Source organism: Neisseria sp. HMSC056A03 (assembly GCF_001815685.1).
GTDB classification, from domain to species: domain Bacteria; phylum Pseudomonadota; class Gammaproteobacteria; order Burkholderiales; family Neisseriaceae; genus Neisseria; species Neisseria subflava.
The window spans coordinates 199718-213624 of sequence record NZ_KV821587.1 but is presented as its reverse complement, the minus strand read 5'-3'; the positions used below and the strand labels follow the sequence as shown (position 1 = coordinate 213624).

General features: G+C 48.2%; 15 protein-coding genes and 1 pseudogene. 5 read left to right on the top strand and 11 right to left on the bottom strand.

From position 1 onward, the window contains the following. Positions 1–112: 112 nt before the first annotated feature. From HMPREF3052_RS01645 to HMPREF3052_RS01625, 5 genes and pseudogenes are all read right to left on the bottom strand, one after another. Positions 113–700: a hypothetical protein gene (locus HMPREF3052_RS01645; protein WP_070748063.1), complete on the bottom strand. Its 588-nt coding sequence runs from the start codon at positions 698–700 to the stop codon at positions 113–115. 90 nt (positions 701–790) lie between these two features. Then, the gene (locus tag HMPREF3052_RS01640) at positions 791–1297 is read right to left on the bottom strand and encodes a hypothetical protein (protein ID WP_003685697.1); all 507 of its coding nucleotides are present in this window, start codon (positions 1295–1297) and stop codon (positions 791–793) included. A 525-nt stretch (positions 1298–1822) separates the two neighbouring features. Further along, positions 1823–2146 (bottom strand): DMT family transporter, encoded by a 324-nt coding sequence (locus tag HMPREF3052_RS01635; RefSeq protein ID WP_070748062.1) that lies wholly within the window; start codon positions 2144–2146, stop codon positions 1823–1825. 27 nt (positions 2147–2173) lie between these two features. Then, positions 2174–3042, bottom strand: a pseudogene (locus HMPREF3052_RS01630) (ABC transporter six-transmembrane domain-containing protein). Between the two features lie 11 nt (positions 3043–3053). Further along, the gene (locus HMPREF3052_RS01625; protein WP_070748061.1) at positions 3054–3479 is read right to left on the bottom strand and encodes a MarR family winged helix-turn-helix transcriptional regulator; all 426 of its coding nucleotides are present in this window, start codon (positions 3477–3479) and stop codon (positions 3054–3056) included. Positions 3480–3661: 182 nt separating this feature from the next. Here HMPREF3052_RS01625 and yddG point away from each other — a divergent pair, with 182 nt between their 5' ends. After that, positions 3662–4576: an aromatic amino acid DMT transporter YddG gene (yddG, locus tag HMPREF3052_RS01620; RefSeq protein WP_070748077.1), complete on the top strand. Its 915-nt coding sequence runs from the start codon at positions 3662–3664 to the stop codon at positions 4574–4576. A gap of 129 nt (positions 4577–4705) precedes the next feature. Further along, on the top strand, positions 4706–4999 hold the full coding sequence (locus HMPREF3052_RS11880; protein WP_070748060.1) for a hypothetical protein: 294 nt from the start codon (positions 4706–4708) through the stop codon (positions 4997–4999). A gap of 72 nt (positions 5000–5071) precedes the next feature. On the opposite strand, the gene glyA is transcribed toward HMPREF3052_RS11880, so the two are convergent. Both glyA and HMPREF3052_RS01605 read right to left on the bottom strand, forming a co-directional pair. Further along, positions 5072–6322 (bottom strand): serine hydroxymethyltransferase, encoded by a 1251-nt coding sequence (glyA, locus tag HMPREF3052_RS01610; protein ID WP_004520001.1) that lies wholly within the window; start codon positions 6320–6322, stop codon positions 5072–5074. A 133-nt stretch (positions 6323–6455) separates the two neighbouring features. After that, positions 6456–6827: a hypothetical protein gene (locus tag HMPREF3052_RS01605; RefSeq protein WP_070748059.1), complete on the bottom strand. Its 372-nt coding sequence runs from the start codon at positions 6825–6827 to the stop codon at positions 6456–6458. A 221-nt stretch (positions 6828–7048) separates the two neighbouring features. On the opposite strand from HMPREF3052_RS01605, the gene HMPREF3052_RS01600 reads away from it, so the two are divergent. Both HMPREF3052_RS01600 and HMPREF3052_RS01595 read left to right on the top strand, forming a co-directional pair. After that, a complete protein-coding gene (locus HMPREF3052_RS01600; RefSeq protein ID WP_003685475.1) occupies positions 7049–7267 on the top strand; it encodes an HP1242/YdcH family protein in 219 nt (72 codons plus the stop codon). A gap of 231 nt (positions 7268–7498) precedes the next feature. Then, positions 7499–9700: a FepA family TonB-dependent siderophore receptor gene (locus HMPREF3052_RS01595; RefSeq protein WP_070748058.1), complete on the top strand. Its 2202-nt coding sequence runs from the start codon at positions 7499–7501 to the stop codon at positions 9698–9700. Between the two features lie 179 nt (positions 9701–9879). Here HMPREF3052_RS01595 and HMPREF3052_RS01590 read toward each other — a convergent pair whose 3' ends face one another. The 4 genes from HMPREF3052_RS01590 to HMPREF3052_RS11715 form a co-directional block, all read right to left on the bottom strand. After that, entirely contained in the window at positions 9880–10542 is a 663-nt protein-coding gene (locus tag HMPREF3052_RS01590; RefSeq protein WP_070748057.1) for an NAD(P)H-dependent oxidoreductase, read from the bottom strand. 257 nt (positions 10543–10799) lie between these two features. Beyond that, positions 10800–12197 (bottom strand): aspartate ammonia-lyase, encoded by a 1398-nt coding sequence (gene aspA, locus HMPREF3052_RS01585; protein ID WP_070748056.1) that lies wholly within the window; start codon positions 12195–12197, stop codon positions 10800–10802. A gap of 89 nt (positions 12198–12286) precedes the next feature. After that, positions 12287–12487: a hypothetical protein gene (locus HMPREF3052_RS01580; protein WP_003685538.1), complete on the bottom strand. Its 201-nt coding sequence runs from the start codon at positions 12485–12487 to the stop codon at positions 12287–12289. Positions 12488–12678: 191 nt separating this feature from the next. Further along, the gene (locus HMPREF3052_RS11715) at positions 12679–12825 is read right to left on the bottom strand and encodes a hypothetical protein (RefSeq protein WP_003685706.1); all 147 of its coding nucleotides are present in this window, start codon (positions 12823–12825) and stop codon (positions 12679–12681) included. A gap of 297 nt (positions 12826–13122) precedes the next feature. Between HMPREF3052_RS11715 and HMPREF3052_RS01575 the strand changes: the two genes are divergently transcribed. Beyond that, complete coding sequence (locus HMPREF3052_RS01575; RefSeq protein ID WP_070748055.1) at positions 13123–13815, top strand: VIT1/CCC1 transporter family protein; 693 nt, start codon at positions 13123–13125, stop codon at positions 13813–13815. Positions 13816–13907: the final 92 nt, after the last annotated feature.

The window sequence follows — 13907 nt, the reverse complement described above, 5'->3', positions numbered from 1 at the left end:
TCGGGTTATTCAGCATCGATAGCTGAGAAAACCAAAGGCCGTCTGAAAATCTGATTTTCAGACGGCCTTTTATATTGGGAGCGTTTATATCAAAGATGGAATATAAACTAAATCAGCGACGACGACCAAAGCCCCGACCCATGCTTGGGCGGCGGTAATTGGAAGGCTGACGCGCGGTTTCGCGGTAACGCTGTTGCTGTTGAGCATTTTGTTGTTGCGCATTTTGCTGTTGGGCACGCAGGGTGCGTGTATTCAGCTGTTGGCTGGTGCGTCCGTTTGGACGTGCAGTTTGATAATAGTTGGCACGGGCTTGACGGGCAATCGGGCTGTTTTGATTGCGCGCTTGTGTGAATTTGTTGGCCAATGCGTTGCCGATAAATGCACCGGCTGCCGCGCCCACCAAGCTTTGCAGCAGCCAGCTGCCGGTGGATTGGTCGTAGATATATTGTTGGCCGTCTGTACCGGTTACCGGTTGGCCGTTGTTGCCGTTAGCTTGTGCCTCGGCAGGAATGGTGTCTTTCACGGCTTCGGGCGTGAGCTGGTAAACCGTATTGTCTTCTTGTTGGCCGGCTTGTTGTGCCAACTGTTGTTGCAATGCTTCGATTTGTTTTTGTTGCTGCTCAAGCTGCGCTTGGGTATTGTCTTTGCAGGCAGCGAGGGCAAAAGTGGAAAGGGCGGCTAAGGCAATCAGTTTTTTCATTGTTTTTCCTGAGAGAGGTTTGTCTTTGCCGAGATTTCGGCGGAGTGTGTTTGCCTAATATTAAACCATTCCCCTGTTTTTCAAGTGGTTTTACAAAATAATATTGGAAAGTTGCGCTGCAAATGCACGGCTGTTGGCAGCCAGATTGCCCAGTGCAGGCATTTCGTGTTCGGTTTCGATAATCAACAGGTTGGCAGGGCGGCGGGTGTGCAGAGACATTTGCATTTCAGCGGGAGAGAAGGGCATGTGATGACGTTTGGCGAAAGCTTCGGCGCGTTTGTTGGCGGTTTTGAGCATAGGCAGCAGGGTAATATCCAAATGGAAACGGCGTACGCCCAAAACCAAAATACGCGCTGCGAAGAAATCCGCTTCATCAGTAAAAACGTTAGGGCTGCTTTGATTGAAGTCGTGGCGCTCTGCGGCAATCAAAGTCGCGATGGTGCGCACTTGCGGAATCAGGGCTTCGCTGATGAGGCTGTCAGGCGAATCAGGCAAAGTGTGCATGTTGAGCATGCTGTGGTGGCTGTTGCTGTCAACGACCATGCGGCAGGTGTGTAACATTTGGGTTTGGCTGTGGATTTTAGTTGAGGCAGTCATGGCTGTATTCCTTGTTTCTTAAAAATGGGTGGATTTAAGCGGCCATGATGGGTATAAAAAAAGCCGCTCAAATGAGGCGGCTCTAATTTGCGTATTTTCAACTTAGTCTGTTTCAGACAAGCGCAAAAAAGTACCGCACGTTTGTGTGGTACCAATAGAAGAAAGTAGCAGAGCGTTGCGCGGTTTGCATGATGAAAATACGTCTTTAATGTATAAAAGAATGGAACGTAGTTTAAAACAAGAATGCCAGTAATTTCAATATCCAATCGACAAAACCCACTAATAAATCTACAAGTTGTTGTAATCCTTCCAATTTATTTTCTTTCGAGTGAGTCAAATTTGCACAATTATAATGCAAAACCGGGTGAATTGATAACAATCCGAGCAGGCTCTTTAAACAGGCCGTCTGAAAAAAGGAAAGAATGCTTGGTTTTAATTTAAGATGATTTCGTTATATTCGGGAAGGTATTAGGCCGTCTGAACATGCTCGTTCAGACGGCCTTAGATTTAATAGAAACGAGATTTTCAGTTTCCGCTGGAGAGTTTCATCACTACGACGCCAGAGATGATGAGAAATGCGCCGAGCCAGCGGCCGAAGTTGGCGGCATCGTTGAAAAATACAACGCCTACCAAAAATGCCCCTGCCGCGCCTATGCCTGTCCAGACGGCGTAGGCTGTACCCATTGGAATATTTTTTTGGGCAAGGTAAAGGAAGTATCCGCTACCGGCGATGCAGGCAAGCGCGGCGGCAAAGCCATGCCAGCGGTAGCCTTTCTGTTGTGCCAGCTTCAAGCCCAATGGCCAGCCGATTTCCAGCATACCGGCTAAGATTAAATAAAACCAACTCATAATATATCCTGATAGTGTGTTAAGGTTTCAGACGGCCTTAGAAAGATTGTTTTCTTCTGAGAGTTCAACGCGTTGTCCGATATCTTTTAGATTGGAGTATTGTTCGACCAAACGCGGTACATCGTCCAAGCTCATTGCAAACATCCATAAATAAGTGCTGACGGAATAGATATGGCCGGCGCTGCATAGCCTTTGAGCGTCATGTGTATAAAGGCAAAGCCGAACAATACGCTCATCGCTATGCCGATACTGAGATAGCCTAAGGCTTCGCGGTTGGAAATCAGCACGCGTAGTTTGGCAACCCAGCCATAGTGGCGGTAGAGCTGATGCTCGTTGCCGTCGCGGATAAGGTGGTTGTCGCGTTCAAGCCGATTGTTTAAACGGAAATATAGGTTTTCGCTGATGGCGGCAAAACGCGGCAGCAACCATAAAAATAGGGCAAGTATCGCGACAGCCAATACGCCCACCCAAAATTCCAATATCAGCAACATCATACATGCATCGAAGATGGAGACCAGCGAAGTAGCAGCGATGGGCAGGTGTTCTTCAAAAAAACTGACAAACTCGCGCGATAGGGCAACGCGTGCGGTAATGGCGGAATGTGGTACTTCTCGTTTGCGCTGTTCCAAAACGACTGGGACGGCTATTTCAGTATAAATCTGGGTAAACGTACGCGTATCGGCTGCTCGGCGGGCGGCTCCGATTATCCACATTAATAAAACCACCACACCATACAACATTGCCTGCCAGACGTTGCCTTCCATAACGGCATTAATCGCCCAGCCGCCAAACACGGGATACACCAGCAAGAGCAGATTATCCAAGCCGACGAGAGAGAAGGTTGTGATGAGTTTGCGGCGGTGTGTTTGACCGATGTGTTTCAACATTTTCCACATGGCTGCCCTACTTATTTAGTATTGAGGGTTTGCGCCATTAATTCGGCCAACGCGTCCAAATCGGCAAACAGTCGGGCTGCACGTTTTTCACCGAAGGCGGTAAAAATTCGTTTGCTGAATTCCTGCATGTTTTGCACCAATGGTGCGGCAGATTCCTTGCCTTGCTCGGTCAGCGACAATAGGCGTTCGCGTTTGTCTTGTTCGCTTTCGTGAAATGTTAGCAAGCCTTGTTCGGCCAGCGTTTTGCATGTGCCGGAAACGGTTTGCTTGGGTAGGCTCCATTCTTCGCCTATGTATTTTTGAGTGCGGCTGCCTTCGGTGGCTAAGGTGTAGAGAACGGCAAAGGTATTGTAGTTGGTGTTTTGCTGTTTAATCCATTGGTCAAATGCGCTGTCTATATGGCTGATGCGCATACTGAGTTGGTCGAGCTGATTCATAAATTGGTCTCGATATTGACTAATTGGATGCGGATTATAGTCATATTTAGGACTAATTGCAAATAGAAGGCCGTCTGAAGCAATCATTTTCAGACGGCCTTGAAAACGTTAAAATAATTAATGTAGAAACGATATATTCAAACTACGATAAACCTAATAAAACCATCTTCAGCACATACGCCATGATTCATTTCTTATCTCAAAACATTTCATCCAAACAAGCCACTGCCATCGGGCTACTTGCCGTTGCTTTGTGGAGCTTCGTCATTTCTCTGATACGCTCTTTGAGCCTGCATATGGGGGCAGTGGGCGGCGCGGCAATGATGTACACCTTGTCCACCATATTGATTTGGCTGATTTTCGGCCGACCGCATTTGCGCAATTACAATCGCAGCTATTTGTTTTGGGCGAGCGTGTTTTTTGTCGGCTGCGAATTGTGTTTGTCGCTGTCGGTCGGTTTCGCGCAAAACGCGAGACAGGCAGTGGAAATCGGCATGGTCAATTATTTATGGCCGACATTTACCATTGTCGGAGCGGTATATTTCAACAAACAGCCGTCAAAATGGTGGATAGTCATCGGCTTTGTGCTGTCGTTTTTTGGAATCGCCACTGTACTGGGGGGCGATGTCGGCTTGTCGGTTTCCGGCATCTACCACAATGTCCGCACCAATCCCGGCGGCTATATCATGGCATTTGTAGATGCCGTGCTTTGGGCGGCATATTGCACGCTGACGGCGCGTGTGAAAGCAGAGGGCAGCAGCGTTGGCTTCTTCTTTGCGCTGGTGTCGATATTGTTGTGGATCGAATACTTTCTCAGCGGCGCGAATACGTTGAATTTTGATACTGTATCGATCGGCTATGCCGTTGCCGCTGCAGCTTGTATGGGTTTGGGCTATGCGGTGTGGAATATCGGTATTTCGCGCGGCAACCTGACCGTATTGGCCGGCGCATCCTATTTCATTCCCGTATTGTCTGCGGTGGTGTCATCGTTTGTGATTAGCGCGCCTTTGTCCATGACGTTTTGGCAGGGGGCAGGTATGGTGTGCTTAGGGTCGATTGTGTGTTGGTTGGCGACCCGGAGAAAACGGATAGCGTGAGGCAACATCCCATAGCTTTGCGATATAACGAAAACAGCTTTTTTAACAACCAAACATTCTTTCCCATTTTCAGACGGCCTGTTTAAAGTAGCAGTCAGTTTGAGAAATCACGAGAAATGGGAAAGAATCATGATCGCAGCTTCCGCTCCGCTTTTGCGCTTCATTACCACCGGCAGTGTCGATGACGGCAAATCCAACCTCATCGGCCGCCTGCTCTACGACGGCAAAACCTTACTGACCGACCAGATTGACAAACTTAACCGCGCTGCCGAATCCGCAGAAACGCTCAAGCTCAACGATATCGGCAGCGTCAGCTTCAAAACCCAACAGCCGCTCGCTGCTGCCGCATACGAAGCCACCAACCATACTGTCGCGGCAGGCATGATACGCAAAGTCAGCGAAGCAAATAGTTTTGAAATTTAAAAGAAAAGTTAAAATAAAAAAAGGCCGTCTGAACATTCAGACGGCCTGATATTTTATTCAAGTCGAAAATGCTTATGCGCCGTAAACCGGATATTTATTGCACAAAGCAGTTACTTGTTCGCGGACTTTGGCGAGGTTGGCTTCGTCTTCGGGATTGGCCAATACGTCGGCAACCAAGTTCGCCAATACGCGCGCGTCGGCTTCGTTAAAGCCGCGTGTGGTCATGGCGGCGGAGCCGATGCGGATGCCGGAGGTAACGAATGGTTTTTCCGGATCATTCGGAATAGCGTTTTTGTTGACGGTGATGTGTGCTTTGCCCAAAGCGGCTTCAGCGGCTTTACCGGTGATTTTCATCGGTTGCAGGTCAACGAGGAAAACGTGGCTTTCAGTACGGCCGGATACGATGCGCAAACCGCGTTTAACCAGCTCTTCCGCCATGGCGGCAGCATTGATTTTCACTTGTTTTGCGTATTGTTTGAACTCAGGTTGCAACGCTTCTTTAAACGCTACGGCTTTGGCAGCGATAACGTGCATCAACGGGCCGCCTTGTAGGCTTGGGAAGATGGAAGAGTTCAGCGCTTTTTCGTGAGTATTGTCACGGCACAAAATCACACCGCCGCGAGGGCCGCGCAGGGTTTTGTGGGTGGTGGTGGTGACGAAGTCGCAGAATGGCACTGGGTTAGGATATTCACCGCCGGCAATCAAGCCGGCATAGTGCGCCATGTCGACAAAGAGGTATGCGCCGACTTTATCGGCGATTTCGCGGAATTTTGCCCAGTCGATTTGCAACGCATAGGCAGATGCACCGGCCACAATCATTTTGGGTTTGTGTTCAAGAGCCAAGCGTTCTACTTCGGCATAATCGAGAACTTCGTTTTCATCCAAACCATAAGTGATGGCGTTGTAGAGTTTGCCGGAGATATTGACGCTTGCGCCGTGGGTCAAGTGGCCGCCGTGTGCCAGAGACATGCCCAAAATGGTGTCGCCCGGTTTCAAAACAGAAGCGTACACGGCTTGGTTGGCTTGGGAGCCGGAGTGCGGTTGGACATTGACATATTCTGCGCCAAACAACTCTTTAGCGCGATCAATCGCCAATTGTTCAACAATATCAACGTATTCGCAGCCACCGTAGTAGCGTTTGCCAGGATAGCCTTCAGCATATTTGTTGGTCAATTGCGAACCTTGGGCTTCCATAACGGCACAGCTGACGTAGTTTTCAGAGGCGATCAGCTCGACGTGGTCTTGCTGGCGCTTGTCTTCTTGGGCGATGGCTGCTGCCAAATCGGGGTCATATTGTGCGAGGGTAACGCTTTTTGAAAACATGTTCTCGATTCCTTTGTGATGGGCTGAAAATATAGGATGGAGTGCTGCGGATTGGTTCAAGATGAACTATTTTTCTTGCATTGTCAACAATTGTGTCAGGTGTTTGGTTTCAGACGGCCTGAAATTGAAGGGTTTATTTGAAAATATCATCTTGTTTTAAATGAAAATCCATTTTTTCCAGAAGCGCGGCTAAATCGGCTTCCGCTTGAGCGGCTTTAAGATTTTTTGCCAGTTCTACCAGGGCTATCGCATTTAATCGTTCTTTCTCCAGCCGTAGGGCTTCTTCGCTGAAGATTTTGATATTGTCTGCCGATTCGGTATCTATTATTTCAAATGGATAAAACGATTCTTCGTGTACGGCCAAACCGTCGGGCAGGGGCGCGGCATGGTTGAAATCGGCATCATTGACCGGCATCCATGAAGGATGGTTCTCAAGCAGGATAAATTGTCCGTCCATGCCGTTGATATGACGGAATAGGGTGGTTCGACCATTATGTAAACGCATAAGCCCGATTGTATGCCCAAGTCGACAAGCCGTCTATAAAGCCGTTTCTTTCTATTTTGGCGCTAACTTATGTTGATATTATTAATTTTGATGTAAAACAGTTTCGACTTAAAAAAGACTGGATAAAACGCCCGTGTTTGTTATAATGAAGCTAAAGATTGATTCGTCCTAGTTTTTGACAGCAGTACTTTTTTATTTAATTAACAAGAGAGGAAAACAAAATGTTTCCAGAATATCGCGATTTGATTTCTAAACTGAAACAAGAAGATGCACACTTTGCTCGTTTGTTTGACGAGCACAATGAGCTGGACGATAAAATCACCGGTTTGGTTAACAACCCTGTTACCAGCGGTGCTGAAGAGATTGAAGAGCTGAAAAAAGCCAAACTCAAACTCAAAGACGAATTGTATGCCCTTCTGCAAAAAGCAGCAGGCAAATAATTAAAAATTGAATAAGGCCGTCTGAACGGTATGATGGAAATCTCGGATTTCGTTTCATGCTGTTTCAGACGGCCTTTTTAGTTGTTTGGTATTTTGTTAATTCTATTAACAAAATTTAAATATTAATTGTAAATCACTCTTAATTGCATTGAAAACTCTGTTAAGTTTATTTAAAATCAAAAATAATTTTCATTTTAATTTTAAACAAACAAAACCAAGAGAAACAATGCAATGAAAACATTCAAACTCGCCATTTTGCCTTTGGCGTTAATTAGTGCATTCTCACACGCAGCTGAAGAGAAAGCCGTTGAGCAGGCTGAAGTCGATACCGTTTACGTTACTGCCGAGAAGCAGTTGCAACAGTCGCTCGGCGTATCGCGTATTTCTAAAGACGATATCGACAAACGCCCTGCAGCCAATGATATTTCCGAATTTGTCCGCACCATGCCAGGTGTCAACCTGACCGGCAATACGGCAACAGGTCAGCGTGGCAACAAACGCCAAATTGACTTGCGCGGTATGGGTCCTGAAAACACTTTGATTTTGATTGACGGCAAGCCGGTTAATTCGCGCCAGTCCGAGCGTATCAGTATGCGCGGTGAACGCAATACGCGTGGTGACAGTAACTGGGTGCCGGTTGAAGAGATTGAATCCATTACCGTCTTGCGCGGTCCGGCGGCAACACGTTACGGCTCCGGCGCGATGGGCGGCGTGGTCAATATTGTCACCAAAAAAGTGTCTAAAGAATTTAAAGGCCAAGTCAATCTTTACGCCAATCAGCCGCAAGACAGCAAAGAGGGCGCAACCCGCCGTATCGGCTTCAATTTGAGCGGTCCAATCATTCAAGATACTTTGGGCTTCCGCATTTACGGCAACCTGAATAAAACAGATGCAGATGCTGCCGATATTAATGCCGGACACGGCAATGACAGCGCGGCCGGTGTCGAAGGCGTACGCAATAAAGACATTGCAGGCCGTCTGCAATGGAAAATCAGCCCAGCGCAAACGCTGATTTTAGACAGCAGTTACAGCCGTCAGGGCAATATCTACAACGGCGATACGCAAAACAGCAATCCGCGTTCCGCTTTGGTTAATTCTTTGGCCGACAGCAAAGCCGAAACTGCCCGCTTATACCGTTCCGCTTATTCTTTAACGCATGATGGCGCATGGGAATGGGGCGATACCAAAAACGTGATCAGTTATGAGCGCACAATTAACAGCCACTTGCCTGAAGGTTTGGCTGGTGGTCCGGAAGGCAGCTATACAGGCTTGGATTTTGTTCAAAGCCGTCTGAAAAACCTGCGCTTCAGCAGCGAAGCGAATATTCCGTTCAAACTTGGTGTCGATAATGTATTGACGGTCGGTGCGGAATTTACTGACAGCAAATTGGACGATCCTGCCTCCAATACTCAGGGATTTAAAGACCAAGGCAAAACTGATGCGTTTAACGGTATCTCCGCAACGCGCGGCGGTAAGGCATCGCAACGCAACTGGGCGGCATACGTTGAAGACAATATTTCATTGACCGACAAAACCCATCTGATTCCGGCCATCCGTTTCGACCACAACAGCGACAGCGGTAGCAACTGGAGTCCGGCTTTGAACTTCTCGCATCAAATCGGCGAAAACTGGTTGGTCAAAGGCGGTATTGCCCGTGCGTACAAAGCGCCAAACCTGTATCAAACCAATCCTGACTTTATCCTGTACACACGCGGTCAGGGCTGTCCGCTCAATGCGCCGAACAGTGTCCGCTGCTATTACATGGGCAACAGCAATTTGAAACCTGAAACCAGTATCAATAAAGAGATTGGCCTTGAGTTCAACAAAAACGGCTGGCAGGCTTCGGCTACTTATTTCCATAATGCGTATCGCAATAAAATCGTGATCGGAGACCAGCTTATTGCCACCAGCAATATCGGCAACTGGCTCTTGCAATGGGAAAATACGCCGAAAGCGACTATTTCGGGTATCGAAGGCAACTTGGTGATTCCGTTGCATGACACACTCAAGTGGAGCAACAACTTCACTTACATGCACAGATCCGAAGATTATCAAGGCAATCCATTGTCTTTGGTGCCGAAACACACCATCAACAGCACACTGTCTTGGACGCCGAACGAACGCTTCGATGCCAACCTGACCTTTACCCACTACGGTCGCACCAAGCCGCGCAGCGTGGCAGTCAACCATTTGGAGCAAAAAGGTAATCCTCGTGCAGGCGTGGCAGCGTTGTCTTCCGAACACAGCCAAACTCAAGTCGGCTCTTACGGCATTTGGGGCATCAATGCAGGCTACAACTGGAACAAACGCGTGGCCGTCCGTGGCGGTATCAGCAATCTGTTTGACAAAAAACTGTACCGCACAACTGCCGGCGCACAAACTTATAACGAGCATGGCCGTGCCTTCTACGGCAGTTTGAAAGTATCGTTTTAAGTAGAAGCGTATTAAATCAGGCCGTCTGAAACGGTGTGAAATGAAATCTAGGATTTCTGACACATGGTTTCAGACGGCCTTTTCGATTTTAAATTTAGAAGTATTTGTTGTTACGGAATTTGCTTCACTTTTTAGAAAACTAAAAGGGCGGTATGCGCCGCCCTGAGAATACAAACTGCTTATTCGACCCAAGTCACCATTTCTTCAATCGGTTTGCGTGATTTTTTGGTGATTTCTTTGGCACGATAGCCGAATGTTGCCGCTACGGATACGCCCCATTCGTCGGCATCAAACAGGCCTTCTGCTGCCAATACTTCGTTCATTTTGTCGTAGTTGAAGCCTTCGATTGGGCAGGAATCGATGCCGATGGCCGCTGCGCCTGTGAGCATATTGGCCAAAGCGATATAGGTCTGTTTGCCGCTCCAGTCGAAGAGTGCGCGTTGGTCGTCGGCAATTTTAATGTCGGTTTCTTGGAAGCTTTTGTATCTTGTCAATGCTTTTTCCAGCTGCTCTCCTTGCAGACCCCTGCGTTCGGCAACACTGCGGAAGAACGGGGTATCGTAACGGGCATTTTTCTTGGCAAGGATAATCACCAGATGGCTGCAGTCGTCCAGTTGGAATTGCATCCCCCAGCTGAAAGGCTTGATTTTCTCACGCAGCGCTTTGTTTTGAATCACCAAGAATTTCCATGGCTCGGAGCCGACAGAGCTGGGCGAGAGGCGGGCAAATTCTAAAATCGCTGCAAAATCTTCTTGGCTGATTTTTTTGTTGGGATCGTAATAACGGGTGGAGCAGCGATTTTCGAATACTTGCAGCATTTGTTCGCGTGTAATTTGATTCATCTGGTTTTCCTAATAAATGAAGATGTTATTTTGACCGTTTTGCCAATATTCGGTTCCTTTTGAGTCATCATTACCGGCATAACCTTAAGGAAGAAACAGGCCGGGGCAACACCATGTTAAATCAAACCTGACGGTCAGGCTATCTTTTAATTCTGAATTTCGCAAAAAAATTCGATAAATATCAATATCAATGTGAAAAGGCCGTCTGAAACTTTAAATGTTTAAAGTTTCAGACGGCCTTTGATTTCAAATCCTGATTACAGATGAGGATTCATCAGGTTTTCTGGGGAGAGGATGCGGTTGAGCTCTTCTTCGCTCAACAAACCGCGCTCCAATACGACTTCGCGCACGCCTTTGCCGGTTTGGGCGCAGATTTTGCCGACCAAGTCGCCATTGCGGTGACCGATGTATGGGTTCAGATAAGTGACCAAACCGATGGAGTTGAAGACATAGTGTTCGCAGATTTCGCGGTTGACCGTAATGCCTTTGACGCATTTGTCGGACAGGTTGACCGCGGCATTGCCCAAGAGGGAAATGGTTTCAAACATACATTGGGCAATTACCGGCTCCATAACGTTCAGCTGCAACTGACCTGCTTCGGCTGCGAAAGTAATGGTGGTGTCGTTGCCGATGACTTTGAAGCAGACTTGGTTGACGACTTCGGGAATCACGGGATTGACTTTGGCTGGCATGATGGAAGAACCGGCCTGCAATTCAGGCAGGTTGATTTCTTTCAAACCGGCGCGCGGGCCGGAAGAGAGCAGGCGCAAGTCGTTACAGATTTTGGACAGTTTAACGGCTGTGCGTTTCAATGCGCCGTGTACCATCACATATGCGCCGCAGTCGGAAGTCGCTTCGATCAGGTTTTCAGTCAGTTTGCAAGGCAGGCCGCTGACTTCGGAAAGTTTCTCAACGACCAAAGCCGCATAGCCTTTAGGCGTATTCACGCCTGTACCGATGGCGGTGGCGCCGAGGTTGACTTCAAGCAGCAGGGAGCGGGTGCGGTCGAGGTTGAGGATTTCTTCTTCCAACAATACTTGGAAAGATTGGAATTCTTGGCCGGCAGTCATCGGCACGGCATCTTGAAGCTGGGTGCGGCCCATTTTCAAAACGTCTTTAAATTCTTCGGCTTTGGCGGCAAAAGCGTTTTTCAGGACGGCCAGTTTGTCGAGCAATTCGCCGATGCTGTAATACACGGCAAGGCGGAAGCCGGTAGGGTAGGCGTCGTTGGTGGATTGGCTGGCGTTGACATGGTCCATCGGATTGACGATGTCGTAGTGGCCTTTTTCGTGACCCAAGACTTCCAATGCGAGATTGGCAATGACTTCGTTGGTATTCATGTTGACCGAAGTGCCGGCGCCGCCTTGATAAACGTCGGACGGGAATTGGTCGAGGCAGCGGCCTTTGACCAATACTTCATCGCAGGCTTTTTCGATGGCGGCCGCGATTTCCGGCTTGATGGCACCCAATGTGCCGTTGGCTTGTGCAGTGGCTTTTTTAACCATGACCATGCTGCGGACAAATTGCGGTACGTCGGAAATTTTTTGTGTGGAAATTTTAAAGTTTTCAATGGCGCGCAAAGTATGGATGCCCCAATATACTTCAGCAGGGATCTCGCGGTCGCCCAGTAAATCGTGTTCGATTCGTACAGTCATTTCTCTTACCTTCTTGTATAGTTGTGTTGGTGTGCATTATGCGTTTGGAACATTAGCCCAGTTCGGCAAGATTGTCCAGTTAATAAGGCTTAATCGTCAGGATGAAAGCGTGCCGCTTCGCGTTCCTTGGCAACCGTATCTTTGTCTTTCAGCTTCGCGCCCAGACCCAACATTTTTTCGTATTCGGATTGCGGCGTGCCGTCTTCCTGCATACCGAACGCGCTGGCATTGACCCAGAGGGCGAGTAGGGAAACGATAATGGCGAAAAAGCCGACGATGTACCAAAACATTTTTTTCTTCCTTGTGTGTCTGCGGGTGCAGATTGTTGTGGTTTGTAAAGATGTGAATGTAGCACAAACGCGGTTGGGTTTAAATTCTTCTCCTGCATCCTTTCATTGATTTACCTGTAAGTGTTTAGAAAGGAAAAGGCCGTCTGAAAAGTAAGACTTTTCAGACGGCCTCGGAGGCTTTGTCGGGAAGATTAGCCGCCGCATGCGCCGCAGCAACCGCCTTCGCTGTGACCGCCGCGTTTTTCTTCGTTGTTGATAACGGGCAGTTCGGTTTCTTCGGTTTGCTCTTTTTTATCTTCAGGCAAATCGTTTACTTTGATTTTGTTTTCTTCGGCCATGATACATCCTTTCAATGGATTGAGGAGTGGAAAGATTCATAAAGATAGCATCTTTAAGCCGATAAACCAAGTAGCACAAAACTGCCTTGTGATAATGCCATGACTTGGAACAATAAATTTGCTTATAAAAGTGTTCAGGCCGTCTGAAAAAATCCAAAGAGGAGTGTTGGTTTTATGGTTTGAAATGGCAGCAGAAAGATTTAAGAATGCTTGATTTGAAGGGATAAACTGACATTGATTTCAAAAAACAATACAATGTTATCATCATCTGGAAACAGCCAATTTATCGGAGCATATATGTATTCACACCATAGCGAACGCCATTTCAGCGACCGTAACAACTGGCTTCGGGCAAGCGTATTGGGTGCCAATGACGGCCTGATTTCCACTGCTTCTCTATTGACGGGCGTAGCCGCTGCCGCGCCAGATTTCCAAACCCTGCTGTTGACGGGCGTTTCGGCGCTTATTGGGGGCGCAGTGTCAATGGCGGCGGGGGAGTACGTTTCCGTATCCAGCCAATCGGATACGGAAAAAGCCGATTTACACAAAGAATGCTACGAATTGGCAAACAATCCTGATGCGGAGTTGGAAGAGCTGACGGAAATTTACCGCCGCCGCGGTTTGTCCGACCCGCTCGCCGCAGAGGTGGCCAAAGCTTTGATGGAACACGATGCACTCGCCGCCCACGCGCGCGACGAAATCGGCATTACCGAAACCTCTGCCGCCCAACCCATGCAGGCCGCGCTGGCTTCTGCCGCTTCATTTTGTGCCGGCGCGATTTTGCCTTTACTGGTCGCATTGACGGCTTCTAGTGCCATTGTTCCGGCCTTGGCGGTTTCCACTTTGTGCGGACTGGCCGGACTGGGCTATGTCTCCGCCAAACTTGGCGGCGCGCCTGTTGTCCCTGCCGTTTTGCGCGTGTGCTTATGGGGCGTAGCGGCATTGGCGATAACCGGGTTTATTGGAAAATTGGCGGGTGTGGCCGTCTGAATGCAAGGCCTTATATTCTTTTAAACCTGTATCCAGTAAAATTGAAAATATATTTGATCGCTAAAGGCCGTCTGAAAATTTTTCAGACGGCC

What these genes read in the sequence shown, in the direction of transcription:
- HMPREF3052_RS01625 (WP_070748061.1), bottom strand. Translation starts at nt 3,479, where the DNA reads ATGAATCAGCTCGACCAACTCAGTATGCGCATCAGCCATATAGACAGC.
- HMPREF3052_RS01575 (WP_070748055.1), top strand. Translation starts at nt 13,123, where the DNA reads ATGTATTCACACCATAGCGAACGCCATTTCAGCGACCGTAACAACTGG.
- HMPREF3052_RS01590 (WP_070748057.1), bottom strand. Translation starts at nt 10,542, where the DNA reads ATGAATCAAATTACACGCGAACAAATGCTGCAAGTATTCGAAAATCGC.
- HMPREF3052_RS01635 (WP_070748062.1), bottom strand. Translation starts at nt 2,146, where the DNA reads ATGAGTTGGTTTTATTTAATCTTAGCCGGTATGCTGGAAATCGGCTGG.
- glyA (WP_004520001.1), bottom strand. Translation starts at nt 6,322, where the DNA reads ATGTTTTCAAAAAGCGTTACCCTCGCACAATATGACCCCGATTTGGCA.
- HMPREF3052_RS01645 (WP_070748063.1), bottom strand. Translation starts at nt 700, where the DNA reads ATGAAAAAACTGATTGCCTTAGCCGCCCTTTCCACTTTTGCCCTCGCT.
- HMPREF3052_RS11880 (WP_070748060.1), top strand. Translation starts at nt 4,706, where the DNA reads ATGATCGCAGCTTCCGCTCCGCTTTTGCGCTTCATTACCACCGGCAGT.
- aspA (WP_070748056.1), bottom strand. Translation starts at nt 12,197, where the DNA reads ATGACTGTACGAATCGAACACGATTTACTGGGCGACCGCGAGATCCCT.
- HMPREF3052_RS01595 (WP_070748058.1), top strand. Translation starts at nt 7,499, where the DNA reads ATGAAAACATTCAAACTCGCCATTTTGCCTTTGGCGTTAATTAGTGCA.
- HMPREF3052_RS01640 (WP_003685697.1), bottom strand. Translation starts at nt 1,297, where the DNA reads ATGACTGCCTCAACTAAAATCCACAGCCAAACCCAAATGTTACACACC.
- HMPREF3052_RS01605 (WP_070748059.1), bottom strand. Translation starts at nt 6,827, where the DNA reads ATGCGTTTACATAATGGTCGAACCACCCTATTCCGTCATATCAACGGC.
- HMPREF3052_RS01580 (WP_003685538.1), bottom strand. Translation starts at nt 12,487, where the DNA reads ATGTTTTGGTACATCGTCGGCTTTTTCGCCATTATCGTTTCCCTACTC.
- HMPREF3052_RS01600 (WP_003685475.1), top strand. Translation starts at nt 7,049, where the DNA reads ATGTTTCCAGAATATCGCGATTTGATTTCTAAACTGAAACAAGAAGAT.
- yddG (WP_070748077.1), top strand. Translation starts at nt 3,662, where the DNA reads ATGATTCATTTCTTATCTCAAAACATTTCATCCAAACAAGCCACTGCC.
- HMPREF3052_RS11715 (WP_003685706.1), bottom strand. Translation starts at nt 12,825, where the DNA reads ATGGCCGAAGAAAACAAAATCAAAGTAAACGATTTGCCTGAAGATAAA.